Here is a 23,308-nt window from a genome sequence, read left to right on the forward strand (position 1 = left end):
GCCTGGGGCTCGCCGGACTCCTCGACCAGATCGCCGCAGAACACCACTTCCGGATCACCGGGCACCGGCCGGTCCCACGGGGTGTCACGGGCGGAAACGCAGGATCTGTGGGTCGTGGTCGCTGATCTGGTCGTTGAACTCCGCGTTGATGTGCACGCTGTCGTACTCGAAGTCGCAGTCGCGGCGGATCGACGGGCTGATCAGGATCTGGTCGAGGACCTGGCTGTTGCCCTGGTAGACGTATGAGTAACGCTCGTTGCGGGGGAGCGACTTGATCGCGGACCAGAGTTCGCCGCGGCCCTCGAGGAGCTTCGCGGTCTGCGAGAACTCGAAGTCGTTGATGTCGCCCAGCGTGACGACGTCCGCGTTCTTCTGGGTGTCGAGGATGTCCTTGACGAAGGCGTTCACCAGGGTGGCCTGCCGGTGGCGCTGTGTCTCGGAGCTGCGGGACGGCGGCTGGTACTGGGCGGTCAGGCCCTGGTCGCCGCCCTTGGAGTTGAAGTGGTTGGCGATCACGAAGACCGTGCGGCCACGGAAGACGAACTCGCCGGCCAGCGGCTTGCGGCTGCTCTTCCAGGCCTCGTCGGCGGGGGCGATGCGGCCGGGGCTGAGGGTGAGGTGGGCCTTGCCGCGGATCTTCGTCACGGCGGTGGCCGTGGTGGCGTCGCCGCCGGGGTGATCCGTGAAGGAGACGCGCTCCGGGTTGAACAGGAAGGCCTGGCGGATGTTGCCGCCCGGCTCGCCGCCGTCGGCACCGTCGGCCGGGTCGATCGAGCGCCAGTCGTACTTCGGGCCGCCCGCGGCGACGATCGCGTCGATCAGCTTGGTCAGCGTCTGGTCGGCGGCGACCGTGCCGTCGTTCTTCGCGCCGTTGTTGTCCTGGATCTCCTCCAGGGACACGATGTCGGGCGACTTCAGGTTGTGCACGATCGCGGCGGCGTGGGCGGCGAAGGTGTCGTCGGTCGGGTCGAGGTTCTCGACGTTGTACGTGGCGACCGCGAGCTCGGAGGAGCGCTGCTTGCGGGTCGTCTCGCGCTCCAGGCCCGCGCTCTTCAGCGTGCCCAGTTCGCTCGCGACCAGCGTGTAGCCGCCGAACTGGTTGTAGTCCAGGGGGCCCGCGGTGGTGCCGGTCAGGGTGTCGCCCACGTTGGCCTTCGGGAAGTCCGCCGTCGCGCCGAGGGACTGGATCTGGAGGCGGCCCGTGTTCTGGTCGTCGTAGGAGCCGTAGACCGTCCCGCCGTGGCGGTTGCGGTTCTCGTGCGGCTTCACCGTCACCCAGAGCTCAGTGTACGGGTCGGTGGCACCGACCACGCGGGTGTCGGCGACCCGGACGGACATGCCCTCCAGCGCCTCGTAGTAATCCAGGGCGTACTTCGCGGGCTGGAGGGGGAGCGCGTTGACCGAGCCGTTAGCGGCGGTGTCGCCGGCGGGCGCGTAGGAGGCGGGCACCGAGCGCGAGGTGATCGCCGTGGCGGCGGGCAGCGCGTTGCCGCTGGAGACGACCGTGGTCGTCGGCTTGGTGATCTCCGTCACCGACTGGTTGCCGGAGGTCGCTCCGCCGGGGACGTACTCCGTGACCGTGCCGCCGACCGTGACGGCGTCACCGACGGCGACGCCCTTCGGGGCGGAGCTGGTGAAGACGAAGACGCCCTCGCTGGTCGCCGGGTCGGCGTCCGGGGTCGGGTCCTGGATCCAGAAGCCGCGGGACGAGCCGTAGGTCCGGATGCCGGTGACGATTCCGGCCACGTCCGTGACCTGCTTCCCGGCGTACGGGGATATCCGGGTGCTGCCCTGGATGTCGTGAATGCGGACCGACTCCGCGTGCGCGGGGCTGGTGAGGACGATCGTGGATGCCGCGGAACACGCGGCGGCGACGGTGAGCGCGGCGAGACGCGCGGACGACTTGCTCGGCAACGGGATTCCCTCCGGGGACGTGACAGGGCGCCGGGACGAGGGCGGAGACATGTGGAATGGCTGACTGCCGCTACCTGTGGGGCGGATGCGGTGACGCGCGTAGACCGCGATGGACGGGTGGGCCTGGTGGGGCCGGCCCGGTGAACAAGTGTCCGCCGACTTCTACGCGCGTCAATCTCCAGCCTGGCCACGGCACTTGTCAAGGTTTCGGCCATGTACGGCGGCTGACGGGGAGATGAAGTGGGCGGCATGGGTGGAAATCCGTCTAGGCTGAGCGGTTGAGTCACCTGAGGCGCGCTAGGAGAAACAGCCGATGTCGGACCGCTCCCCCCTGCCGCCGGTGCGGCTGCACCCCGAAGCGGAACTGGCGCGCGACGCGCTGTCCACGCCGTTGCTGTCCCGGGCCGCCCGGCTCGCCCGCTGGGCCGGTCCGGACACCCGCGTCGACGCCGGGGGAGGGCTCGTCGACGAGCAGCTGCCCGCGGCCGTCGAGGCGCTCGGGCTGAGCGGGGACGACGCCGCCGCCGATGCGAGCGAGGCGTGGCGGGTCGCCGTCGACGCCGGGCTCGTCGAGGTCGTCGACGAGGAGCAGGGCACCGTGACGGCCGGTGCGGACCTGGCCCTGCTCACCGGCGGCTCGCCGCAGGACGTGCTCGCCGTGTGGCTCGCCGCGCTGGAGACCGTGCTCGCCGACGCGAGCGTGCCCGACCTGGACGGGCTCGTGGCCGAGGACGGCGAGGTCGACCTCTCGGCCCTCGACTGGGACCCCGAGGGCGAGGCCGAGTTCCTCGACGGCGTCCTCGGCAACCTCTATCTGCTGACCGCCGGCGACGACGCGCCCGACGGCGCCCCGGTGCCGCTGCCCGCGCTGGCCGCCTCGGTGATCGTCCCCAGCGGCATGGGCGAGCCCACCAACGACGTCCTGGAGCAGGTGTCCGACGCGATGATGCGGCTGGACGACCAGTTCCGGATGCTGGAGCCGGTGGGGTTCGTCGTCTACCGGCCCGTGGACGAGGCGCTCATGGCCGACGCCGACGAGGAGCCCGCGGCGCCCGTCGACGACACCGACGTCTCCCGGTACGGCATGGTCCGGCTCACCCCGCTCGGGCTGTACGGCATGCGTGCGCGGCTGCTGGAAGCCGGGTTCGAGGCGCCGGCCGTCGGGGACCTCGCCGACAAGGGCGCGGACGCGCTGCTCGACGGCACGGCCGAGTTCCCGCCGGGAGCTGCGCAGGCCGAGACCGAGCAGTGGCTTCAGCGGCGGGAATCGCTGGCCGCGGCACGGGAGTTGCTGGCGGCGGCCCGGGGTTCGGATGCCGGGGCGCCGTTGCGGCGGCTGAGGTGTCAGCAGGCCTTGTCGCTGGTGGGGGCCTCGGCCGAGCCCGCGCTGCGGGAGGTGCTCGACGACCCCGAGCTGGGCGGGCTCGCGCGGGTGTGGCTGACCGAGCACGGTGCGGTGGATGTGCCCGCGCCGTCCGAGGCGATGGTGTACTGGCTGACCATCGACACGGTGGCCGCGCAGCTTGCCGCGGAGGGGAACTCCGAGGAGCTGCGGGCGCTGGTGGAAGGGCTCGCGCGGCAGCACGGTGGGTTTTTCGAGGCCGTGTGGCGGGTTGATCATCCGGCGACCGCCGATGTGCTGGAGGCGATGGGGCGGTTGCATCCCGACAAGAAGGTGGCGAAGGAAGCGCGGAAGGCTGCGTTCAAGGCGCGATCGCAGCAGGGTGGTTGATCCGGTTTTGTGAGTGCGGCGCCGTCTCGGCTTGTCGCGCAGTTCCCCGCGCCCCCAGGGTGTGTTCAACCGGCGTTCATGGATGAGCGGGACGGTTTCGCCGAACGAGGTCCGCCACCTCCCACGGCATCCTCACCGTCACAGGAGACACCATGTCGCTCACCCGTAGGGACTTCGCCAGGAACTCCGCGATCACCGGTGCCGGTGTCGCGCTGGCGGGCAGTGTCGGCGCCCTCGCCACCGCGCCGAACGCCCTCGCGTCCGACGACACCGTCAGCGCGGGGGACGAGGCGGCGGACGCCCGGCACGCAGTCGGCTACGGGCCGCTCGTCCCGGACCCCGAGGGCCTCCTCGCCCTGCCCGCCGGCTTCGCGTACAAGATCATCACGTACAGCGGCAAGACCCGGCTGGAGTCCGGCGAGTTCACACCCTCCAACCACGACGGCACCGCCACCTTCGACGGCCCCCGCGGCACCACCCTGCTCGTCAACAACCACGAGCTGAAGGGCCCGCGCGCCAAATGGGAGCACCCGGTGCCGCTCACCGAGGGCCTCGTCTACGACCCGGCCGCGGCCGGCGGCTGCACGGTCGTCGAGGTACGTCCCGACGGACGCGTCGCCGAGTGGGTAGGCATCGCCGGCACCTCCACCAACTGCGCGGGTGGCCGCACCCCCTGGGGCACCTGGCTCACCTGCGAGGAGAACTCCGACAAGGCCGGCGTCAACGGCATGACCAAGGACCACGGCTACGTCTTCGAGGTCGACCCCTGCGACCGGCGCGCCAACCGCGCCCCCAAGCCCCTGAAGTTCTTCGGCCGCTACGACCACGAGGCCGTCGTCATCGACCCCAAGCGCGGCCATGCCTACCTCACCGAGGACGCCGCAGGACCCAACGGCCTCTTCTTCCGCTGGACCCCGCCCAAGGGCTTCGAGTACGGCCCCGGGAAGTTCCGGCGGCTCGCCGACGACGCCGGTGTCCTCCAGGCTCCCAAGTGCTTCGACTCCGGCGGCACGTTCGTCGACGACCTGTCCCGCGCCACGAAGATCGGCACCGTGTACGGCGTCGACTGGGTGGACGTCCCCGACCGCGACGCCCGAACGGTGCCCGTGCGCAAGCAGTTCAAGGACGACCAGGTCACCCGCGCCCGCAAACTGGAGGGCATGTGGTGGGGCGACGGCGGCGCCTACATCGTCTCCTCCTACGCCCGTGAGGAGAGCCCCGTCCAGCACGACGGCCAGGTCTGGTTCTACGACCCCAAGCGCCGCACCCTGACGCTCAAGGTCCTGCTCGGCGTGAACCCCGACCCGTCGAAGGACGGCGCCTTCGACGGCCCCGACAACATCACCGTCTCCCCGTACGGCGGCCTCGTCATCGCCGAGGACGGGGAAGGGGTACAGCACCTGTTCGGCGCCACCGACAGCGGACGCACCTACCCGATCGCCCGCAACGAGCTGAACATCGGCACCGCGGAGGAGCCGGAGTACAGCGAGTTCACCGGAGTCACCTTCTCGCCCGACGGGCGGACCCTCTACGCCAACATCCAGACGCCCGGCATCATGCTCGCCATCACCGGGCCCTGGAAGCGGCAGAAGCGGTAGAACACCGAGTCACCCGTATGAGTGGGGGCGTCCTATTCGGCGGACGCCCCCTGCTGCTGGACATACGGTCCACGCATGTCCAAGTCGTGTGAGCAGTGCGGCGTGCCGGTGACTGGGAAGGGCAAGCGCTTTTGCAGTAATCGGTGCAGCCTTGCCGGGACCGCCACGCAGCGGGCACAGGCCCGGCGCAGGCCGAAGCCGGTGTGCCCTCAGTGCGGCGGTCGTGTCCTGACCAAGGGCGCGGTTCACTGCAGCCGCGCCTGCGCCAACCTGACCCGCCGGCAGGAAGCAGAGGCGCGTCGTGCTGAGCCCGCGCCGTGCCGCCGTTGCGGGACGACGGAGCGCCGCCCCCGCTGCGACGGGCCGTACTGCTCATGGGAGTGCTTCAACGAAGACCGTTATGAGCGGACGGGCACGTTCGCACGGTGGCTTGCCGCGTGGCAGGCGGGCGAGGTCAGCGGCACCCGTGAGGACGGCAGCCCGGACTGGCGCGTGCGCCAAGCCCTGGTGCTGCTCCGGGGGCAGCGCTGCGAGATGTGTGGTTGGGCCGAGGTCAATCCGGTGTCCGGTCGTGTGCCCTTGCATGTCGACCATGTCGACGGAGACCGCACCAGGAATCGTCCGGCGGACGTCCGCCTGCTGTGCCCGAACTGCCACGCGGTGACGCCGAACTATCAACACCTCAACAACCCGAGGGTGCAACCTGTGCGTCAGAAGCAGAGCCGCCGGTACCAGGAGGTCTGGCTCCGCGAACGTGCGACGTAGGGACGCTCACTCACCCCAGCCAAGCGCGGTGTCACGGATGCCGTGCGTCGCCTCTACCACGGCAAGGCGCTGCTGAAGTACGACACCGACTCCAAGGGCTACCGCTTCGGCGACATCCTCAACCTCGTGCACGCGGCCCCGGACCCGGACAAGCCGTGGCAGGGCGAGCTGTTCCACTACGCACTCGACCGCCGGCACCACCCGGACACCGCCGTACCGCCCGCGTCGGACCACGTCCTCACCGCGCACCGCGAGCTGATGGCGCTGCCCGTCGAGGAACGCCGTGCGGTCGTGACCGCCGAGGGCGGTGCCGAGCGGCTGGCCGGGGCCGGGATGACCTGGGAGGCGCTGGCGGGCTGGCTGCAGGGTCCGATGGACAAGGCGGCCTGGGAGGCCGTGATCCCTTCCATGGGCACCATGGCACTCGTGCGGAACCTGCGGAACTTCGACGAGGCGGGCGTCTCGGACGAGGTTGCCGAGCGGGTCGCCGCGCGGATCGGCGACCCGGCGGAGGTCGCGCGCTCGCGGCAGTTCCCCTTCCGGTACCTCGCCGCGTACCAGCATGCGCCGTCGCTGCGCTGGTCGTACGCGCTGGAGCGGGCGCTCGGCCACTCGCTGGCCAACGTGCCGACGCTGCCCGGCCGGACGCTGGTGCTCGTCGACCGGTCGGGCTCGATGTTCTGGTCGCGGCTGTCCGACCGCTCCGAGCTCAACCGGGCCGACGCGGCGGCGATCTTCGGTACGGCGCTGGCCCTGCGGGCCGAGAGCGCGGACCTGGTCCAGTTCGGCTCGGCGAGCAACCGTGTGACGTTCCGCCGGGGCGAGTCGGTGCTCAAGGTCCTCGGCCGCTTCGGCGACCTGGGCGGCACCGACACCACGGAGGCGGTGCGCCGGCACTACAAGAAGCACGACCGGGTGCTGATCGTCACCGACGAGCAGTACACGCACCACCACCGGGGCGACCCGACCGAGCAGATCCCGGCCGACGTGCCGGTCTACACCTGGAACCTCGCCGGATACCGGGCGGGTCACGGCCCGTCGGGCACGGGTAACCGGCACACGTTCGGGGGCCTCTCGGACGCGGCTTTCCGGATGGTTCCGCTGATCGAGGCCTCCCGGGACGCCGACTGGCCCTGGGCGGCCTGAGGGGCAGTGGCCCGCACCGCGTGGGGAGTGCGGGCCACGGTCCTGTGCGCGCCCTTGTGGGGGCTGCGACTGACATCTAACATTTCAGTTCATGGAAGCCATCCGGCCCGTGCCCCGGACCCTGCTCAGGGACCGGGCGTACGCGGCGATCCGGGACGCCATCGTGGCCGGGGAGATCGAGCCCGGCGCGGTGGTGCGGGACGCCGACCTCGCGGAGCGGCTCGGGCTGTCCCGGGCGCCGGTGCGGGAGGCGTTCTCCCGGCTGGTGGACGACGGGCTGCTGGAGAGCAAGCCGCAGAGCTACACCCGGGTGACCCCGCTGGTGGCCGCCGACGTGCGGGACGCCGCCGCCGTGGTCGGCGCCCTGCACGAGCTGGTGACGCGGGTGGCCGTGCCCCGGCTGGGTGCCGCGGACATCACGGCGATGCGTACCGCCAACGAGCGGTTCGCCGCCGCTGTGGGCTCCGGGGACGTGGACGGGGCCCTGCGGGCCGACGACGAACTGCACGACGTCCTCGTCCGGGTGAGCGGCAACCGCGCCGCCGCCGCGACCGTCGCCCGCTACACGCCGCTCATTCGCCGCCTGGAGCGGCGGCGCTTCGGCGAGGGCGGCAGCTGCCGCTCCGCCGGGCTGCACGAGCGGTTGATCGAGGCCTGCGCGGCCGGTGACACGGCCGCCGCGGTCCTCGTCACGGCGGAGATCTGGCGGGGGCTCGAGGAGCTCGCCGACTGAGACCGACCCCCACCCAGGGAGGACGACCCATGTCCCTTTCCTCGTACGAGCGTTACCCCCTGCTCTTCGGGCCTTCGCCCGTCCACCCCTTGGAGCGGCTCACGGCGCACCTCGGCGGCGCGTCCCTCTGGGCCAAGCGGGAGGACTGCAACTCCGGTGTCGCGTACGGCGGCAACAAGACCCGCAAACTGGAGTATCTGGTCGCCGACGCCCTCGCCCAGGGCTGCGACACCCTCGTGTCGATCGGTGGCGTGCAGTCCAACCACACCCGCCAGGTCGCGGCCGTCGCCGCCAGGGCCGGGCTCAAGTGCGTTCTGGTCCAGGAGAGTTGGGTCGACTGGCCCGACGCGGTGTACGACAAGGTCGGCAACATCCTGATCAGCCGGCTTGCCGGGGCCGATGTGCGGCTGGTGCGGGCCGGGTTCGGCATCGGCTTCAAAGAGAGCTGGGAGCAGGCGCTCAGGGAGGTCGAGGAGGCCGGCGGGAAGCCGTACGCCATCCCGGCCGGCGCCTCCGACCACCCGCTCGGCGGGCTCGGCTTCGCCGGGTGGGCGTACGAGGTCGCCGAGCAGGAGCGGCAGCTCGGCATCTTCTTCGACACCGTCGTGGTGTGCTCGGTGACCGGGTCGACCCAGGCCGGCATGGTCGCCGGGTTCGCCGCACTGGAGGAGGCGGGCGGGCGGCCCCGGCGCGTGCTCGGCATCGACGCCTCGGCGAAACCGGCCGCGACCCGCACCCAGATCGCGCGGATCGCGCACGGCACCGGGCGGCTGATCGGCGTCCGGCGGGAGTTGACCGAGGCGGACGTCGAACTCGACGAGCGCTACCACGCGGGCGTCTACGGCATCCCCGACGAACCCACCCTGGCGGCGATGCGGCTCGCGGCCCGCACGGAGGGGATGGTCACCGACCCCGTCTACGAGGGCAAGTCCATGGCCGGGATGATCGACCTCGTGTCGAGCGGCGAGATCGGCCGCGACGCCACGGTGCTCTACGCCCACCTGGGCGGGCAGCCGGCGCTGAACGCGTACAGCGCGCTGTTCTGACCTCCGGTCCGGCCGACCGCGGGAATCATCCGGCCCGGTGTCGGGTTGTCGCGGTCAACCGACACCCGATGAGGAGCAGTCATGTCCGACGAGCCAGCCGTTCGCGAACTCCGCCTCGTGGTCACCGCCGAGGACTACGACGCGGCGCTGCACTTCTACCGGGACGTGCTGGGTCTGCCCGAGCGGGGCGCCTTCACCTCGGAGGGCGGGCGGGTCACGATCCTGGAGGCCGGGCGGGCCACCCTGGAGCTGACCGACCCGAACCACGCGGCGTTCATCGACGAGGTCGAGGTGGGGCGGCGGGTCGCCGGGCACGTCCGGGTCGCCTTCGAGGTGGACGACTCCGCCGCCACGACGGCGAAGCTGGCGGCCGCCGGAGCGGAGGTCGTCGCCGAGCCGACGCGCACTCCCTGGAACTCCCTGAACTCCCGGCTCGAAGCGCCGGGTGCGCTGCAGTTGACGCTGTTCACCGAGCTGGGTGACTGACGGGGGTGGTGGGTGCCGGGCCGGGGTGATCCGCTGGCTGCGGCTGTGTCCTGGGGCCCGCCATCGGTGGGTGGTGGGCGGGGCCGCGCCGGGGGGTGTCCGTCCTCGGAACGGCGCGATGGGCTTTCATACCGACTGACTGGTGTTGACGCGCCAACCGCTGCGGGCGGACACCCCCCGACACGGCCCCTTCTCGCCGTTCGCGGGTGCGGGCCGGTGGAGGGTCGCCCGCGGGCTCGCGTTCGGCCGGCCCTTGCGTCGTCCCTCTCGGGTCGGGCACCCGTACGGCTTCCCCTGCCAGGACCGTTCCAGTGACGGATACAGTGCTGAGCGTGCGGACGGACAATCAGGGGGCTGAGCGGCCCGACGGTGGCCGGCGCCGGGCCACTATCCACGACGTCGCCCGCCTCGCCGGGGTGTCACGCCAGACGGTCTCCCGGGCGGTCAACGACAAGGGTGAGATCGATCCCGGAACCAAGGAGCGGGTGCTGGAGGCGGTGCGGCTCCTGGACTACCGGCCGAGCCGGTTCGCGCGCGGACTCGTGCAAAAGGGCGCGGTGACGGCGGGCCTGGTCATCCCGGATCTGCGCAACCCCTTCTTTCCCGAAGTGGCGGCCGGGGTGCTGGAGGCGGCCGAGCAGCGAGGCTGGCAGGTCGTCGTGTGGGACTCCCGGATCGACGAGACCCGGGAGCGGGAGGCGCTCGATGTGCTCTCCCACCAGGCGGACGCGGTCGTGGGCTACTTCAAGGACCCGGACGACGTACTCACCCGGCACCTCGGAGGCGTACCGCTGGTGCTGCTGGAGCGCGGCCCGCAGCAGACCCGGTTCGCGGCCGTGGGCATCGACGCCGCAGCCGGTGTCGAGCAGGGCATGAACCATCTGTTCCACGTGGGACACCGCAGGATCGGCATGCTGGACGGGGTGCATGGACCCGGTCCGCGCAGACAGGCCTTCCTGAAGCAGGCTCGGCGGCTCGGCCTGCCCGTCGACGAGGGATGGGTCGTGGTGTGCCCCGAGCACAGTGTGGCGGGCGGCGAGTCGGGCATGGAGCGGCTGCTGACAGCGCGGCCCGGGATCACCGCGGTGTTCGGCTTCAACGACCTGATCGCGATCGGGGCGATGCGCACCGCCCGCCGCCATGGCCGGAGCGTCCCGGACGACCTGGCCGTGCTGGGCTTCGACGGCCTCTCCCTGGGTGAGCTGGTGGAGCCCGCCCTGACCACCCTGCACATCGACAAGCGGCGACTCGGGCGGCTTGCCGTGGAACAGGTGGCCCGGCTGCGCGCGGGCGAGGAGCCGCTGCGGGGCGCGGACGCGTGGGTGACACCCGAACTCGTGGTGCGCGACTCCGCCTGACGTCCCGGACGCCCCGCCTCTCGGCAGATCGGCCGCCGCACGGGTGGGGGCGTGTGGTGCCGTCCCTTCCCGCTGTCGCGGCGGGGGGCTCGGGCCGTTCTCGGTAAGGTGCGCAGAGAGTCCCCGGCTGGTGAGGAGTGGTCGCGTGGTGCAGGTCAGGCCCATGCGGGCGGATGCCCGGCGCAACTACGAGCGGTTGCTGACGGTCGCCGTGGAGGCGTTCGCCGAGCACGGGGAGGGTGCGTCCCTGGACGACATCGCCAAGCGGGCCGGGGTCGGCTCCGGCACGCTGTACCGGCACTTCCCGACCCGGCAGGCGCTGCTGGAGGCCGCCTATCTGGACCGGATCGAGGCGATCGCGGCCCGGGCCGGTGTGCTCGCGGTCGAACTGGCGCCGGGTGAGGCGCTGACGGAGTGGCTGTACGAGCTGGGCGCCGGGATGATCCGGATGCGGGGGCTGAAGGCGCTGCTGGGACCGGCCGTCACGGACTCCGGCTCCCTCGTGACCCCGGCCTGTGGCGACGCGGTCAAGGTCGCGGCCGGGCGGCTGGTCCGGGCGGCGCAGGAAGAGGGCACACTCCGGGCGGACGTCGAGCCGGTCGACGTACTGCGGCTGGCGCACGGGATGGCGACGGCGTCGGAACTGGCGGACGGGGAGGGCCGGCACCTCCGGCGGTACCTGACGCTGCTGACGGAGGGGCTGAGGGAGGGGCGCCGCTGACGCGGTGAGCCGGACGCCCCCTGGTGAGGGGGCGTCCCCGGAGGCCGGTGCGGTGGGCTACAGGGCTTGTGCCGCCGGCTTCACCATGCCCCTGACCGTGCGGGACTTCACGAAGTCGCCCATGGCCGTCATCTCCCACTCGCCGGAGAACTGGCGGATCAGCTTGGCCATCAGCACGCCCGTCTGGGGCTCGGCGCCGGTGAGGTCGAAGCGGACCAGTTCCTCGCCGGTCGTGCCGTCCAGGAGGCGGCAGTAGGCCTTGGCGACCTCCGTGAACTTCTGGCCGGAGAAGGAGTTCACCGTGAAGACCAGGCCGGTGACCTCCTGGGGCAGGCGGCCGAGGTCCACCATGATCGTCTCGTCGTCACCGCCGCCCTCACCCGTGAGGTTGTCGCCGGAGTGCCGGATGGCGCCGCCCACGATCTGGAGCTTGCCGAAGTAGCAGCTGTCGATGTGGTTGCGCTGCGGCCCGTAGGCGATGACCGAGGCGTCCAGGTCGATGTCCTTGCCGCGGTACGCCGGCTCCCAGCCGAGGCCCATCCTGACCTGGGAGAGCAGGGGGCGGCCGCCCTTGATCAGGGAGACCGTCTGGTTCTTCTGGAGGCTGACGCGGCCCTTGTCGAGGTTGATCTTCCCGGCGCCGGGCGCGGGCGGGGGAGGTGTGGCGGGGGCGGGGGGAGCGACGGGCGCGGCGACCGGCGGGGCCACGGGCGGCTGCACCGGGGCCGGCGGCGGGGTCACCGGCTGGGGCGGGGCGGCCGCGGCCGGCTCCTCCACCGTGACCCCGAAGTCCGTGGCGATGCCCGCGAGGCCGTCGGCGTATCCCTGGCCGACGGCACGGGCCTTCCACTGGCCGTTGCGCTGGTAGACCTCCACGATCACCAGAGCCGTCTCGCTGCCGAGCTGCGGCGGTGTGAACGAGGCCAGGACGGAGCCGTCGTCCGCGTTGCGGATCGTGGCCGTCGGCTCGATGCCCTGGAAGGTCTGGCCCGCGGCGTCCGGGCTGGCCGTGACGACGATCTTCTCGATGCCGGGCGGGAGGGCCGCCGTGTCGACCACGATCGCGTCGGGAGCACTGCCGCCGCCCGAGCGGTACGTCACGCCCGGTCCCGCCGGCTGGTTGTAGAAGATGAAGTCGTCGTCGGAGCGCACCTTGCCGTCGGCGGTGAGCAGCAGGCCCGATACGTCGAGCCGCACCGGGGCGGCGACGTCCACCGTCACGCGGGCGGCGGACAGGGGGATGTTCGAGCCGGGGGTCATAGCTGTCATGCCGGGTGAACGAGCGAGGCGGTTTTGCCGTTCCCTTACCTTGGCGCCAATCGGGTCACCGGCGATTGCGGGGATGGTCCCGGGCGGTGCGTTCGTTGCCGCGCTTGTAGTTGCCGGTCCAGCGGGCCATGACCAGCTGGGGGTCGGAAGCCTCGACCTCGGCGAGGAACTGCGCGGCCCGGGGGCCGTTCAGGGTGGTGGCGGGGCGGCCGTGGTGGCTGATGCGGACGGTTCCGCCCGCCTGCTGCTCGTAGGTGAAACCGTGGGGTCGTGGCATGCCGGGAGCGTACGGTCCGGCGGGGCGGGCGGCCCAGCGGTTTTCGCCTGCCCCACCGTGAGCGCCCGGAGCCTACGGCACGACGACGATCTTGCGGCCGACCCCCGCCGCGAACTGTTCCAGCGCCTGCGGGTACCGCTCCAGCGGGATGCGGTCGCTGATGAAGACCTCCGGGTCGAGAACACCGCCCGCGAAGAGTTCCGCCGCCCGCTCGAAGCTGTGCAGCACCGCCATGGAACCCGTGATGGTGATCTCCTGGTTGTAGATGCGGTACGGGTCGATCGTCACGCGGGTGGCGTAGTCGGCCACGCCGAACTGCAGGAACGTGCCCGCCTTCGCCACCCGGTCCAGCCCGTCCTGGATCGCCGCCGCGTTGCCCGTGGCGTCGACGACCAGGTCCCAGCCCTGCGGGCGGTCCAGTTCGTCGGGGGTCGCCGCCGACGCCGAGACACCGAGGCGGCGGGCCGTCTCCAGCCGGGCCGGGTTCACGTCGACGACGTCCACGCTCGCCGCGCCCGTGCGCTTGGCCAGCTCCAGCATCATCAGGCCCATGGTGCCGGAGCCGTAGACCAGGACGTGCGCGCCGAGGCGGGAACGGAGCACGTCGTAGCCGCGCACCGCGCAGGACAGCGGCTCCACCAGTGCCGCGTCCTCGGTGCGGACGTGCTCGGGGAGCTTCACGCAGTTCGCCACCGGGGCGACCGCGTACTGCGCCGCCCCTCCGGCCGTCGTCACGCCGATCGCCGCCCAGCGTTCGCAGAGGTTGTTGTGGCCGGTGCGGCAGTAGCGGCACTCGTTGCAGTAGAGGGACGGGTCGACGGCGACCCGGTCGCCCACCGCCACCTCCGTGACCTGCGTGCCGACCCCGACCACCTCGCCGGCGAACTCGTGCCCGGGCACGATCGGGAGCCTCGGGGCGAACTCGCCCTGGAGGATGTGCAGGTCCGTTCCGCACAGCCCGCAGGCGGCGACCTCGACGACGACCTCGCGCGGCCCTGGCGTCGGGTCCGGGACCTCGGCGACGACGGCCTTGCCCACGGACTCGATGACGGCGGCCTTCATTTCACGGCTCCCAACGACAGGCCCTGGACCAGCTTGTCCTGGGCGGCGAACCCCGCGGCGAGCACCGGCAGGGAGATGACGAGCGACGCGGCGCACACCTTCGCCAGGAACAGGCCCTGGCTGGTGATGAAGCCGGTCAGGAAGACGGGGGCGGTCTCGGCGACCACACCCGTGAGCACCCGGGCGAACAGCAGCTCGTTCCAGCTGAAGATGAAGCAGATCAGGGCGGTGGCGGCGATACCCGGGAGGGAGATCGGGGCGACCACGCGCGCGAGGATCGTGGGCAGCCGGGCCCCGTCCACCTTCGCCGCCTCGATCACGGCGACCGGGATCTCGGCGAGGAAGGACTGCATCATCCACACCGCGATCGGCAGGTTCATGGAGGTGTAGAGGACGACCAGCAGCCAGATGTTGTCGAGCATCCCGGCGTTCTTGGCGAACAGGTAGATCGGGAGGAGGCCCGCCACGGCCGGCAGCATCTTGGTGGAGAGGAAGAAGAACAGCACGTCCGTCCACTTGCGGACGCGGTTGATCGACAGCGCGTACGCCGCCGGGAAGGCCAGCAGCAGGACCAGCAGCGTCGAGGCCACGGACGCGACGGTGGAGTTGATCAGGGCCGGCCAGGGGCTCGCCCCGCCGCCCGCGCCGAAGAACTCGCGGTAGCCGTCCAGCGTGAGGGCGGCGGCGAAGGACGGCGGGTTGGTCGCGGCGTCGGACTCCGAGTGGAACGACGTCAGTGCCATCCACGCGATGGGCAGGAAGAACACGATCCCGGCCAGCCAGGCCAGCAGGCCCAGACCCTTACGGCGTACGACGCTCATGCGCGGGACACCTCCTCGCGGAACAGGGACGACACCACGCGCAGGGCGAAGGTCGCGATGACGATCGAGCCGATGACGACCAGGACGCCCGCGGCCGAGGCGAGGCCGTTCTCGTGGGCCTGGTAGAAGCTCTGGTAGACGGTGTAGGGGAGGTTGGCGGTGCCGAGGCCGCCGGACGTGATCGTGAAGACCGCGTCGAAGTTCTGGACGATGTAGATCGAACCCAGCAGGGCGCCCAGTTCGAGATAGCGGCGCAGGTGGGGGAGGGTCAGGTGGACGAAGATCTGCCAGTCGCTCGCGCCGTCGACCCGGGCCGCCTCGATCTGCTCGTGGTCGCGGCTCTGCAGGCCGGCGAGCAGGATCAGCATCATGAACGGCGTCCACTGCCAGACGAGGGACGCCTCGACGGCGAGCAGCGGGGCGCTGGAGATCCAGTCGGGCTGTGGGCCGCCCACATAGTGCAACAACCCATTGAACAGGCCGTATTCAGGGTTGTAGAGCACATGTTTCCAGAGCAGGGCCGCTGCGACCGGCACCACCAGGAAGGGCGCGATGAGCAGGGTGCGGACGATGCCTCGACCGCGGAACTTCCGGTCCAGCAACAGGGCGAGGACGAGTCCGAGGACCAGGCTCGCCAGCACCACGGCCACCGTCAGCAGCACCGTCGTCCACACCGAGTGGCGCAGGTCCGGGTCGGTGAGGACCTCCTGGTAGTTGTCGAGGCCGGTGAAGTGCCGGGCGTCGGGATAGAGGGAGTTCCAGTCGAAGAAGGAGATCACCAGCGTGGCCACGAAGGGCAGTTGGGTGACCACGATCATGAAGATCAGGGCCGGCAGCAGTGGGGCCCTGGTCGCCCAGGCGCGCAGCCGGGCGGAGGGGCGGCGGGCCGGGGCGGGTATCCCGGGCGAGGCCACGGGGGCCGTGGTCGTGGCGGTCATCGTCCCTCGTACTCCTCGGAGATCTTCTCGGCGAGCGCCTGTGACTTCTTCAGGGCCGACTCGACGGACTGGCGTCCGGCGATGGCCGCGCTGATCTCCTGGGAGACCTTGGTGCCGAGGTCGGTGAACTCGGGGATGCCGACGAACTGGATGCCGGGCGCGGGCCGCGGCTGGACGCCGGGATCGTTCGGCCGCGCCTTCTCGATGGCCTCCTTGGTCATCTCCTGGAAGGCGGCGGCCTCTTTGCGGTAGTCGGCGTTGGCGTATGTCGACGCCCGTTTGCCGGCCGGGACGTTCGACCAGCCGACCTCGTCGCCGACCAGTTCCTCGTAACCCTTGCCGGAGGCCCAGGAGACGAACTTCCAGGCGTTGTCCGGGTTGCGGGAGGCCTTCTGGATGCCCCAGGCCCAGGTGTAGAGCCAGCCGGAGGACCCGGTCTTCTCGACGGGGGCGGGAGCGTAGCCGATCTTGCCCTTGACCGGGGACTTCGCCGCTTCGAGGGATCCGGCCGCGGAGGTGGCGTCGTACCACATGGCGACCTTGCCCTGGGTCATGTTGTTGAGGCACTCGGCGAAGCCGGACTGGGCGGCGCCGGACTCGCCGTGGGCGCGCACCAGGCCGACGTAGAACTTGGTCGCCTTCTCGAAGGCGGGTGAGCCGAGTTGCGCCTTCCAGTCCTTGTCGAACCAGGTGCCGCCGAAGGTGTTGACGACCGTGGTGAGGGGGGCCATCACCTCGCCCCAGCCGGGCAGGCCGCGCAGGCAGATGCCCTTCATGCCGGGCTCGGCGCCGTCGGCCCGGGCCGCGAGGTCCGCCACCTGCTGCCAGGTGGGGTGCGCGGGCATCGTCAGGCCCTGCTTCTCGAACACGTCCTTGCGGTACATGAGGAAGGACGACTCGCCGTAGAAGGGCTGGCCGTAGAGCTTGCCGTCGTCCGCGGTGAGGGACTGGCGCATCGGCTTGAGCACGTCCTGCTCGTCGTAGGCAGGGTCCTCGGCGACGTAGCCGTTCATCTCGTGCAGCCAGCCGTTGCGGGCGTAGATCGGTATCTCGTAGTTGGACAGCGTGGCGACGTCGTACTGGCCGGCCTGGTTGGCGAAGTCCTGGCTGATCTTGTCGCGGACGTCGTTCTCGGGCAGGACCGTGAAGTTGACCTTGATGCCCGTCTCCTCGGTGAAGTGGGCGCGGGTCAGCTTCTGCAGCTCGACCATCTGGGGGTTGTTGACCATCAGCACGTTGATGGCGTCACCGCCGGATCCGGCCCCGCCCGCGCCGACCCAGCAGCCGGTCAGCAGCGGGGCGAGCAGCGTCCCTGCGGCGGCCAGGGCGAGCGGGGCTCGCGGTGGCCGTCGTCGGCTCTGGGTTCGCATGGATCGCTCCTGGGATGTATGGGGAGATAAGGGGCATGGCAGGGCGCGGCTGCGCCCGGTGGGAGAGGAGGGGGTGGTCAGACGCGGAGGACCTGCGGTCCGAGCAGTGAGTAGCGGTGGGCCTCGGCGGCCGGGAGCAGGGTGCTCGTCACGATCGTCTCCAACGCGCCGACCTCGGCGAACCGGCAGAAGCTGACCGCTCCGAACTTGGTGTGCACGCCTGCGAAGACCACGCGCCGGGCGGCCCGGATCGCCTGTGCCTTGACCTCGCTGACGGCCGGGTCGGGGGTGGTGAGGCCGTGTTCGCGGGAGATGCCGTTGGCGCCGATGAACGCCAGGTCGAGGACGAAGCCGGACAGCATCTTCGTCGTCCAGTGGTCGACGGTGGCGAGGGTGCCGCGCCGCACCCGGCCGCCGAGCAGCAGTACGGAGACGTGCTCGGCCTCGGCGAGGGCGCCGGCGACCGGCAGGGACGCGGTGACCACGGTCAGCGGCCGGTTCCGGGGGAGTGCCTCGGCGATGAGCTGCGGGGTGTAGCCCTCGTCGACGAAGAGGGTCTCGGCGTCGCCGAGCAGTTCGGCCGCGGCGGCCGCGACCCGGCGCTTCTCCGGGACGCGGCTCGTGGCGCGGAAGGCGAGCGTCGTCTCGAAGCCGGCGCTCTCCACGGGGTAGGCGCCGCCATGGGTACGGCGGAGCAGGCCGTGGTCCTCCAGGACGCGCAGATCCCGCCGTACGGTCTCCTTGGCCACGCCCAGTTCGGTGGCGAGGGCGGTGACGTCGACGGCGCCGTCCCGGCGTGCGGCCAGCACGATCTCGCGCTGCCGTTCTTCCGCGGTCCTGTTCATGGCCGTCACCCGCCTTCCTGCCGCGCTGCCCGTTCGGGCCTCGGTCGGGCCTTGGGGGAAGTTCTACAGGGGGTGTTCCGAGGTGGCCAGGTCTCTTGCGGGCGGGATCCTGCCCGGGTGTGCCCGTTCGGACGTGGGGGTGTGTGCGGTGGCGGGGGGATGCCGCGGGCGTCCGCGGGTGCGTTGTGGCTGGTCGCGCAGTTCCCCGCGCCCCTGAGGGCGTTTCCCTGCCGTCTCCGGTCGTGCCCGAATGCCCGAGCGGGCGGGCCCGTTCTCTGCCCGCCCGCTCTGGTGACCGCCCCGTCCCGTCAGTACGGCCAGATCGGCGGGTCCGTCACGAACTGGCCGCCCAGGTAGGCGTGTGCCTCGTTGCCGTCCTGCAGCTCGCCCTGCTCGGCGATGAGCTTCTCGGCGTACGGCTCGGAGTCGTCCTGCGGCTCGTAGCCGAGCGCCCGGGCGGTGCCGAGGTCCCACCACAGCCGGGTGTTGGCGGAGGAGCCGTGGACGACGGTGTGGCCGACGTGCTCGGCGGTCAGGGCCGCGTGGAAGAGGCGGGCGCCGTCGGCGGGGCTCATCCACACCGAGAGCATGCGCACGCTGGTCGGCTCGGGGAAGCAGGAGCCGATCCGTACCGAGACGGTCTCCAGTCCGTGCTTGTCCCAGTAGAGCTGTGCGAGGTCCTCGCCGAAGCACTTGGACAGGCCGTAGAAGGTGTCCGGGCGGCGTGGGGTGTCGATCGGGATGAGCGCGTCCGGATCGAGAGGTACGTCGCCGCGGGGGCGCGGGGTGTAGCCGACGGCGTGGTTGGAGGAGGCGAAGACGATCCGGCCGACGCCCTCCTCGCGGGCGGCCTCGTACAGGTGGTAGGTGCCCTCGATGTTCGCCTTGAGGATCTTCTCGAAGGGGGCTTCCAGGGAGATGCCCGCGAGGTGGAGGATCGCGTCGACGCCCCGGACCGCCTCGCGCACGGCGTCCCGGTCGGCCAGGTCGGCGGTGATCGCGTCGGGCTCGCCCTCGACCGGGCGCAGGTCCAGCAGGCGCAGGTCGTAGCCGTAGGCCGGGAGCAGGTCCCGCATCAGGGTGCCGAGGCCGCCGGCGGCGCCGGTGAGCAGGACGGTGCGGGGAGCGGGCATCCTCGGGTCTCCTTGATCGCCGACCGTACACATGAGCGCACGGCATTCATATGCGTGGACACGCTAAGGATCCGGGGCGGAGCCCGTCAAGTATGCCCCGGAGGGGATGAATCCGCAGGTGCGTCGCGGGTGCGCGCGCTTGACCGGCGCCAAGGGGGCGCCTTAGCGTGGACTCGTTCAGAAATATAGACGTCAATCATGAATATGGAACCGGGAGAGCTTGTGACGCCAGCCCCTCTCGCCGCTCGACTCGACATCCCCAGCGGGCCGCTGTTCTTCCCGGTCACCGCCTACGGCCCCGACGGCTCCGTGGACCTCGACACCTTCCGCACCCACGTCCGGCGCGGGGTGGAGGCCGGAGCCGCCGCCGTGTTCGCCTGCTGCGGCACCGGCGAGTTCCACGCCCTGACGCCCGAGGAGTTCGAGGCCTGCGTACGGGCCGCCGTCGAGGCCACCGACGGGCGTGTGCCGGTCGTCGCCGGCGCCGGGTACGGCACCGCGCTCGCCGTGCGCTACGCCCGTCTCGCCGAGGCCGCCGGGGCGGACGGACTGCTCGCCATGCCTCCGTACCTCGTCGTCGCCGGGCAGGAGGGGCTGCTGCGGCACTACCGCGAGGTGGCCGCCGCCACCGCCCTGCCGGTCATCGTGTACCAGCGCGACAACGCCGTGTTCACCCCCGAGACGGTCGTCCGACTCGCCCGCACGGACGGGATCATCGGCCTCAAGGACGGGCTCGGGGACCTCGACCTCATGCAGCGCGTCGTCAGCGCCGTCCGCTCCGAGGCCCCGGGCGACTTCCTCTACTTCAACGGCCTGCCGACCGCCGAGCAGACCCAGCTCGCCTACCGCGCCCTCGGCGTCACGCTCTACTCGTCCGCGGTGTTCTGCTTCGCGCCGGAGATCGCCCTGGCCTTCCACCAGGCCCTCAGGACCGGCGACGAAGTCACCGTGGGCAAGCTCCTGGACGGCTTCTACCGCCCGTTCGTCGAACTGCGCGCCCAGGGCCGCGGCTACGCGGTGGCGCTGGTCAAGGCCGGTGTACGGCTGCGCGGTCTCGACGTGGGGGAGGTGCGGCCACCGCTGCACGAGCCGAGCGAGGATCATGTGAAGCAGCTCGCCGAAGTGATCGAGCGCGGCTACGCGCTGCTGGAGGAGACCAAGTGAAGGCGTCGACATTCGTCTACCCCTGGGACGTCAACGGGGATCCGGAGGCACCCGCCCGGATCGCCGCGCTCGGCGTGGAACAGGTCACGCTCGCCGCGGCCTACCACTCCACGCGCGCCCTCACGCCCCGCCACCCGCGCCACCGCATCGTCACCGCCGAACACGCCGCCGTGCTGTACCCGGCGGACGGCCGCTGGGCCGGGCGCGAGCTGCGTCCCTACGCGGCCGGCGCCTGGGGCCCCGGGGACACCTTCGGTGAGGCCGCCACCGCTCTCGCCGGAGCGGGGCTCCAGGTGCACACCTGGGTCGTCCTCGCGCACAACTCCCGCCTCGGCGCCGAGCACCCCGGCACCTCGGTCGTCAACGCCTACGGCGACCGCTACCCCTGGGCGCCGTGCATCGCGCAGCCCGCCACGCGCGCGTACCTGACCGACCTGGCGGCCGAGGCGGCCGTCCGGCCCGGGGCGAGCGGCACCGAGCTCGAGTCCCTCGGCTGGTACGGCCTGGAGCATCTGCACGCCCACGACAAGACCGGCGGCGTCGGCCTCGGGGAGGCCGGGCAGTACCTGATGGCGCTGTGCTTCTGCCCGTCCTGCCGCGAGGGCTACGGCCGGCACGGCCTGGACGCCGACGAACTGGCGGCCGCCGTACGGACCGCACTGGAGCCGGTCTGGCAGGGGGCGCCCTCCGGTGGGGGAGGCTGGGCGGACATCGAGAAGCTCCTCGGCGAGAAGCTCGCCACCACCACGCGCGCGTACCGCGACGAAACCGCCCGCACCCTACAGGAGCAGGCCGTCGCGGCGGTCCGGGCGGCCGCTCCCGACGGCTTCCAGGTGCTGCTGCACGCGGACCCCGTGTCGTACCACGTGGGCGCCAACCCCGGGGTCGACCCGGCGCACATCCTGTCCGTCGCGGACGGTGTGGTCGTGCCGTGCGGGGGCGGCACCGGCACGCTGACGCCCTTCGCACGCCAGGGCCGCGAGGGCGCGGTCGTCGCCGCCAACTTCCCCGTCGTCTCGGGGATGGGCGGCAGCCCCGGCACCCTCGCCGCCGACGCCGCCGAGGCACGCCGGCTGGGCGCCACCGAACTGCGGCTGTACCACGCCGGGCTGGCGTCCGACGACGACCTGGCGGCCGTGGCGCGGGCACTGCGCACCCTGGAGGGGTGAGGCGCCGGGCTCGGCAACGGCCGGGACGGCGGCGGTCCGCTCAGCGTGCCCGCTCGACACGCCGCTCGTCCCACACCGGCTCGGAGGTCTCGCGCACCCGGCCGTCGGAGCCGAACACCAGGTAACGGTCGAAGGACCGGGCGAACCAGCGGTCGTGCGTGACCGCCAGGACCGTACCCTCGTAAGCCTCCAGTGCTGTCTGGAGTGCCTCGGCGCTTTCCAGATCGAGGTTGTCCGTCGGCTCGTCCAGAAGCAGCGCGGTGGACCCGGCGAGTTCGAGAAGCAGGATCTGCAAGCGTGCCTGCTGGCCTCCCGACAGGCGCTCGAAGCGCTGCTCGGCCTGCTGGGCCAGCCCGTACCGGCGCAGCACCGGCATGGCGCCGCCGCGGTCCTGGGAGTGCTCACGCCACAGGATGTCCAGAAGAGTCTGTCCCAGCAGCTCGGGATGGGCGTGGGTCTGCGCGAAGTGGCCCGGGACGACCCGCGCGCCCAGTTTCCACTGTCCGGAGTGTGCCACCTCCTCACCCGCCAGCAGCCGCAGGAAGTGCGACTTCCCGGAGCCGTTGGAACCGAGGACCGCGACCCGCTCGCCGAAGAAGACCTCCAGGCCGAAGGGTTTCATCAGCCCGCTCAGTTCGAGGTCCGTGCAGGTGATCGCGCGCACCCCGGTGCGTCCGCCGCGCAGTCGCATGCGGATGTCCTGTTCCCTGGGCGGTTCGGGCGGCGGCCCGGCCTCCTCGAACTTGCGCAGCCGGGTCTGTGCGGCGGCGTACCGGGAGGCCATGTCATGGCTCACCGACGCGGCCTGCTGAAGCGTGAGCACCAGCTTCTTCAGCTGGGCGTGTTTCTCGGACCAGCGCCTGCGCAGCTCCTCGAAGCGGGCGAACCGCTCCCGGCGTGCCTCGTGGTAGGTGGCGAAGCCGCTGCCGTGCACCCATACGTCGGCGCCGCCCGCGGCCGGCTCCACGCTGACGATCTTCTCCGCGGCGCGGGCGAGCAGTTCGCGGTCGTGGGAGATGAACAGCACGGTCTTGCGGGTCTGCCGGATCTGCTCCTCGAGCCACTGCTTGCCGGGCACGTCGAGGTAGTTGTCCGGCTCGTCGAGGAGCAGCACCTCGTCGTGCCCGCGGAAGAGGGCTTCCAGCACGAGCCGCTTCTGCTCCCCTCCCGAAAGGGTGCGTACCTGCCGCCACTGGGCCTTCTCGTACGGGACGCCGAGCGCGGCGGTGGTGCACATGTCCCACACCGTCTCCGCCTCGTAGCCCTGGACCTCGGCCCAGTCGGAGAGCGCCTGCGCGTACCGCATCTGCGCCGCCTCGTCGTCCCTCGTCATGATCGCGTGCTCGGCCCCGTCGACCGACTTCGCGGCCGCACGGATCCGCGGCGGCGCCACGGAGACCAGAAGGTCGCGCACGGTCGTCTCGTCCCGCACGCTTCCGACGAACTGCGGCATGACGCCGAGCCCACCGCTGACCGTCAACGTGCCTCCGTGCGGGGCGAGTTCACCGGCGATCAGACGCAACAGCGTTGTTTTTCCTGCTCCGTTGGGGCCGACCAGTGCCATGGCCGAACCCTCCGCGACGCGAAAGGACACGTCGCCGAGCAGGGCCCGTCCGTCCGGCAGGTAGTACTCGATATGTGAAACTTCCAGATGCCCCATGGGAAGGCATTCTCACTGTCTTTCCCCTCTCAGGGCAACTCTAATCGGGCCACTTCCCGTGCTGTCCGTTTTTGGACACGGCCGGTGGGAGAATCGGCCAT

Annotated in this window: 20 protein-coding genes and 1 pseudogene; 11 read left to right on the top strand and 10 right to left on the bottom strand. The window is 71.5% G+C overall.

Going from position 1 to position 23,308, the window contains the following annotated elements; translation table 11 throughout:
- Window positions 1–84 precede the first annotated feature (84 nt).
- Window positions 85–1,914: a DUF8508 domain-containing protein gene (locus ABT116_RS04630; RefSeq protein WP_351627730.1), complete on the bottom strand. Its 1,830-nt coding sequence runs from the start codon at window positions 1,912–1,914 to the stop codon at window positions 85–87.
- Between the two features lie 313 nt (window positions 1,915–2,227).
- Here ABT116_RS04630 and ABT116_RS04635 point away from each other — a divergent pair, with 313 nt between their 5' ends.
- From ABT116_RS04635 to ABT116_RS04675, 9 genes and pseudogenes are all read left to right on the top strand, one after another.
- Window positions 2,228–3,646 carry a hypothetical protein gene (locus ABT116_RS04635; protein WP_351627732.1) on the top strand — a complete coding sequence of 473 codons (1,419 nt, stop codon included), beginning with the start codon at window positions 2,228–2,230 and terminating at the stop codon, window positions 3,644–3,646.
- Between the two features lie 152 nt (window positions 3,647–3,798).
- Window positions 3,799–5,244: an alkaline phosphatase PhoX gene (locus ABT116_RS04640; protein WP_351627735.1), complete on the top strand. Its 1,446-nt coding sequence runs from the start codon at window positions 3,799–3,801 to the stop codon at window positions 5,242–5,244.
- 75 nt (window positions 5,245–5,319) lie between these two features.
- Complete coding sequence (locus tag ABT116_RS04645; RefSeq protein ID WP_351627856.1) at window positions 5,320–6,009, top strand: HNH endonuclease; 690 nt, start codon at window positions 5,320–5,322, stop codon at window positions 6,007–6,009.
- Window positions 6,010–6,024: 15 nt separating this feature from the next.
- Window positions 6,025–7,155: pseudogene (locus ABT116_RS04650) on the top strand (TROVE domain-containing protein); the annotation flags it as partial.
- Between the two features lie 91 nt (window positions 7,156–7,246).
- The gene (locus ABT116_RS04655) at window positions 7,247–7,888 is read left to right on the top strand and encodes a GntR family transcriptional regulator (protein WP_351627738.1); all 642 of its coding nucleotides are present in this window, start codon (window positions 7,247–7,249) and stop codon (window positions 7,886–7,888) included.
- Window positions 7,889–7,917: 29 nt separating this feature from the next.
- Entirely contained in the window at window positions 7,918–8,934 is a 1,017-nt protein-coding gene (locus tag ABT116_RS04660; protein ID WP_351627740.1) for a 1-aminocyclopropane-1-carboxylate deaminase, read from the top strand.
- 81 nt (window positions 8,935–9,015) lie between these two features.
- The gene (locus ABT116_RS04665) at window positions 9,016–9,420 is read left to right on the top strand and encodes a VOC family protein (RefSeq protein ID WP_351627743.1); all 405 of its coding nucleotides are present in this window, start codon (window positions 9,016–9,018) and stop codon (window positions 9,418–9,420) included.
- Window positions 9,421–9,752: 332 nt separating this feature from the next.
- Window positions 9,753–10,778, top strand: a complete 1,026-nt coding sequence (locus tag ABT116_RS04670) for a LacI family DNA-binding transcriptional regulator (RefSeq protein WP_351627746.1) — start codon at window positions 9,753–9,755, stop codon at window positions 10,776–10,778.
- 145 nt (window positions 10,779–10,923) lie between these two features.
- Window positions 10,924–11,499: a TetR/AcrR family transcriptional regulator gene (locus tag ABT116_RS04675; protein ID WP_351627748.1), complete on the top strand. Its 576-nt coding sequence runs from the start codon at window positions 10,924–10,926 to the stop codon at window positions 11,497–11,499.
- Between the two features lie 57 nt (window positions 11,500–11,556).
- Here ABT116_RS04675 and ABT116_RS04680 read toward each other — a convergent pair whose 3' ends face one another.
- From ABT116_RS04680 to ABT116_RS04715, 8 genes are all read right to left on the bottom strand, one after another.
- Complete coding sequence (locus ABT116_RS04680) at window positions 11,557–12,759, bottom strand: TerD family protein (RefSeq protein WP_351627850.1); 1,203 nt, start codon at window positions 12,757–12,759, stop codon at window positions 11,557–11,559.
- 64 nt (window positions 12,760–12,823) lie between these two features.
- On the bottom strand, window positions 12,824–13,045 hold the full coding sequence (locus ABT116_RS04685) for a hypothetical protein (protein ID WP_351627751.1): 222 nt from the start codon (window positions 13,043–13,045) through the stop codon (window positions 12,824–12,826).
- Between the two features lie 72 nt (window positions 13,046–13,117).
- Window positions 13,118–14,107: a zinc-dependent alcohol dehydrogenase family protein gene (locus ABT116_RS04690; RefSeq protein ID WP_351627754.1), complete on the bottom strand. Its 990-nt coding sequence runs from the start codon at window positions 14,105–14,107 to the stop codon at window positions 13,118–13,120.
- Window positions 14,104–14,928 carry a carbohydrate ABC transporter permease gene (locus tag ABT116_RS04695; RefSeq protein WP_351627755.1) on the bottom strand — a complete coding sequence of 275 codons (825 nt, stop codon included), beginning with the start codon at window positions 14,926–14,928 and terminating at the stop codon, window positions 14,104–14,106. The genes ABT116_RS04690 and ABT116_RS04695 overlap by 4 nt, the downstream gene beginning before the upstream one ends.
- Complete coding sequence (locus ABT116_RS04700; protein WP_351627757.1) at window positions 14,925–15,866, bottom strand: carbohydrate ABC transporter permease; 942 nt, start codon at window positions 15,864–15,866, stop codon at window positions 14,925–14,927. The genes ABT116_RS04695 and ABT116_RS04700 overlap by 4 nt, the downstream gene beginning before the upstream one ends.
- Window positions 15,863–17,236, bottom strand: coding sequence for an ABC transporter substrate-binding protein (locus tag ABT116_RS04705; protein WP_351627758.1), 1,374 nt, complete (start codon window positions 17,234–17,236; stop codon window positions 15,863–15,865). The genes ABT116_RS04700 and ABT116_RS04705 overlap by 4 nt, the downstream gene beginning before the upstream one ends.
- 77 nt (window positions 17,237–17,313) lie before the next feature.
- The gene (locus ABT116_RS04710; protein ID WP_351627760.1) at window positions 17,314–18,081 is read right to left on the bottom strand and encodes a DeoR/GlpR family DNA-binding transcription regulator; all 768 of its coding nucleotides are present in this window, start codon (window positions 18,079–18,081) and stop codon (window positions 17,314–17,316) included.
- 308 nt (window positions 18,082–18,389) lie between these two features.
- Window positions 18,390–19,214, bottom strand: a complete 825-nt coding sequence (locus tag ABT116_RS04715) for an NAD-dependent epimerase/dehydratase family protein (RefSeq protein WP_351627762.1) — start codon at window positions 19,212–19,214, stop codon at window positions 18,390–18,392.
- Between the two features lie 222 nt (window positions 19,215–19,436).
- Between ABT116_RS04715 and ABT116_RS04720 the strand changes: the two genes are divergently transcribed.
- Entirely contained in the window at window positions 19,437–20,378 is a 942-nt protein-coding gene (locus tag ABT116_RS04720; RefSeq protein WP_351627765.1) for a 5-dehydro-4-deoxyglucarate dehydratase, read from the top strand.
- On the top strand, window positions 20,375–21,547 hold the full coding sequence (locus ABT116_RS04725) for a hypothetical protein (RefSeq protein ID WP_351627768.1): 1,173 nt from the start codon (window positions 20,375–20,377) through the stop codon (window positions 21,545–21,547). Before ABT116_RS04720 ends, ABT116_RS04725 begins: the two co-directional genes overlap by 4 nt.
- A gap of 40 nt (window positions 21,548–21,587) precedes the next feature.
- Here ABT116_RS04725 and ABT116_RS04730 read toward each other — a convergent pair whose 3' ends face one another.
- Entirely contained in the window at window positions 21,588–23,207 is a 1,620-nt protein-coding gene (locus tag ABT116_RS04730) for an ABC-F family ATP-binding cassette domain-containing protein (RefSeq protein ID WP_351627770.1), read from the bottom strand.
- Between the last annotated feature and the right edge of the window lie 101 nt (window positions 23,208–23,308).

The organism is Streptomyces sp. NPDC002130 (assembly GCF_040296465.1).
In the GTDB taxonomy this organism is placed as follows: domain Bacteria; phylum Actinomycetota; class Actinomycetes; order Streptomycetales; family Streptomycetaceae; genus Streptomyces.

What these genes read in the sequence shown, in the direction of transcription:
- ABT116_RS04690 (WP_351627754.1), bottom strand. Translation starts at nt 14,107, where the DNA reads ATGAAGGCCGCCGTCATCGAGTCCGTGGGCAAGGCCGTCGTCGCCGAG.
- ABT116_RS04730 (WP_351627770.1), bottom strand. Translation starts at nt 23,207, where the DNA reads ATGGGGCATCTGGAAGTTTCACATATCGAGTACTACCTGCCGGACGGA.
- ABT116_RS04685 (WP_351627751.1), bottom strand. Translation starts at nt 13,045, where the DNA reads ATGCCACGACCCCACGGTTTCACCTACGAGCAGCAGGCGGGCGGAACC.
- ABT116_RS04665 (WP_351627743.1), top strand. Translation starts at nt 9,016, where the DNA reads ATGTCCGACGAGCCAGCCGTTCGCGAACTCCGCCTCGTGGTCACCGCC.
- ABT116_RS04705 (WP_351627758.1), bottom strand. Translation starts at nt 17,236, where the DNA reads ATGCGAACCCAGAGCCGACGACGGCCACCGCGAGCCCCGCTCGCCCTG.
- ABT116_RS04635 (WP_351627732.1), top strand. Translation starts at nt 2,228, where the DNA reads ATGTCGGACCGCTCCCCCCTGCCGCCGGTGCGGCTGCACCCCGAAGCG.
- ABT116_RS04660 (WP_351627740.1), top strand. Translation starts at nt 7,918, where the DNA reads ATGTCCCTTTCCTCGTACGAGCGTTACCCCCTGCTCTTCGGGCCTTCG.
- ABT116_RS04645 (WP_351627856.1), top strand. Translation starts at nt 5,320, where the DNA reads ATGTCCAAGTCGTGTGAGCAGTGCGGCGTGCCGGTGACTGGGAAGGGC.
- ABT116_RS04700 (WP_351627757.1), bottom strand. Translation starts at nt 15,866, where the DNA reads ATGACCGCCACGACCACGGCCCCCGTGGCCTCGCCCGGGATACCCGCC.
- ABT116_RS04715 (WP_351627762.1), bottom strand. Translation starts at nt 19,214, where the DNA reads ATGCCCGCTCCCCGCACCGTCCTGCTCACCGGCGCCGCCGGCGGCCTC.
- ABT116_RS04680 (WP_351627850.1), bottom strand. Translation starts at nt 12,759, where the DNA reads ATGACCCCCGGCTCGAACATCCCCCTGTCCGCCGCCCGCGTGACGGTG.
- ABT116_RS04710 (WP_351627760.1), bottom strand. Translation starts at nt 18,081, where the DNA reads ATGAACAGGACCGCGGAAGAACGGCAGCGCGAGATCGTGCTGGCCGCA.
- ABT116_RS04640 (WP_351627735.1), top strand. Translation starts at nt 3,799, where the DNA reads ATGTCGCTCACCCGTAGGGACTTCGCCAGGAACTCCGCGATCACCGGT.
- ABT116_RS04655 (WP_351627738.1), top strand. Translation starts at nt 7,247, where the DNA reads ATGGAAGCCATCCGGCCCGTGCCCCGGACCCTGCTCAGGGACCGGGCG.
- ABT116_RS04695 (WP_351627755.1), bottom strand. Translation starts at nt 14,928, where the DNA reads ATGAGCGTCGTACGCCGTAAGGGTCTGGGCCTGCTGGCCTGGCTGGCC.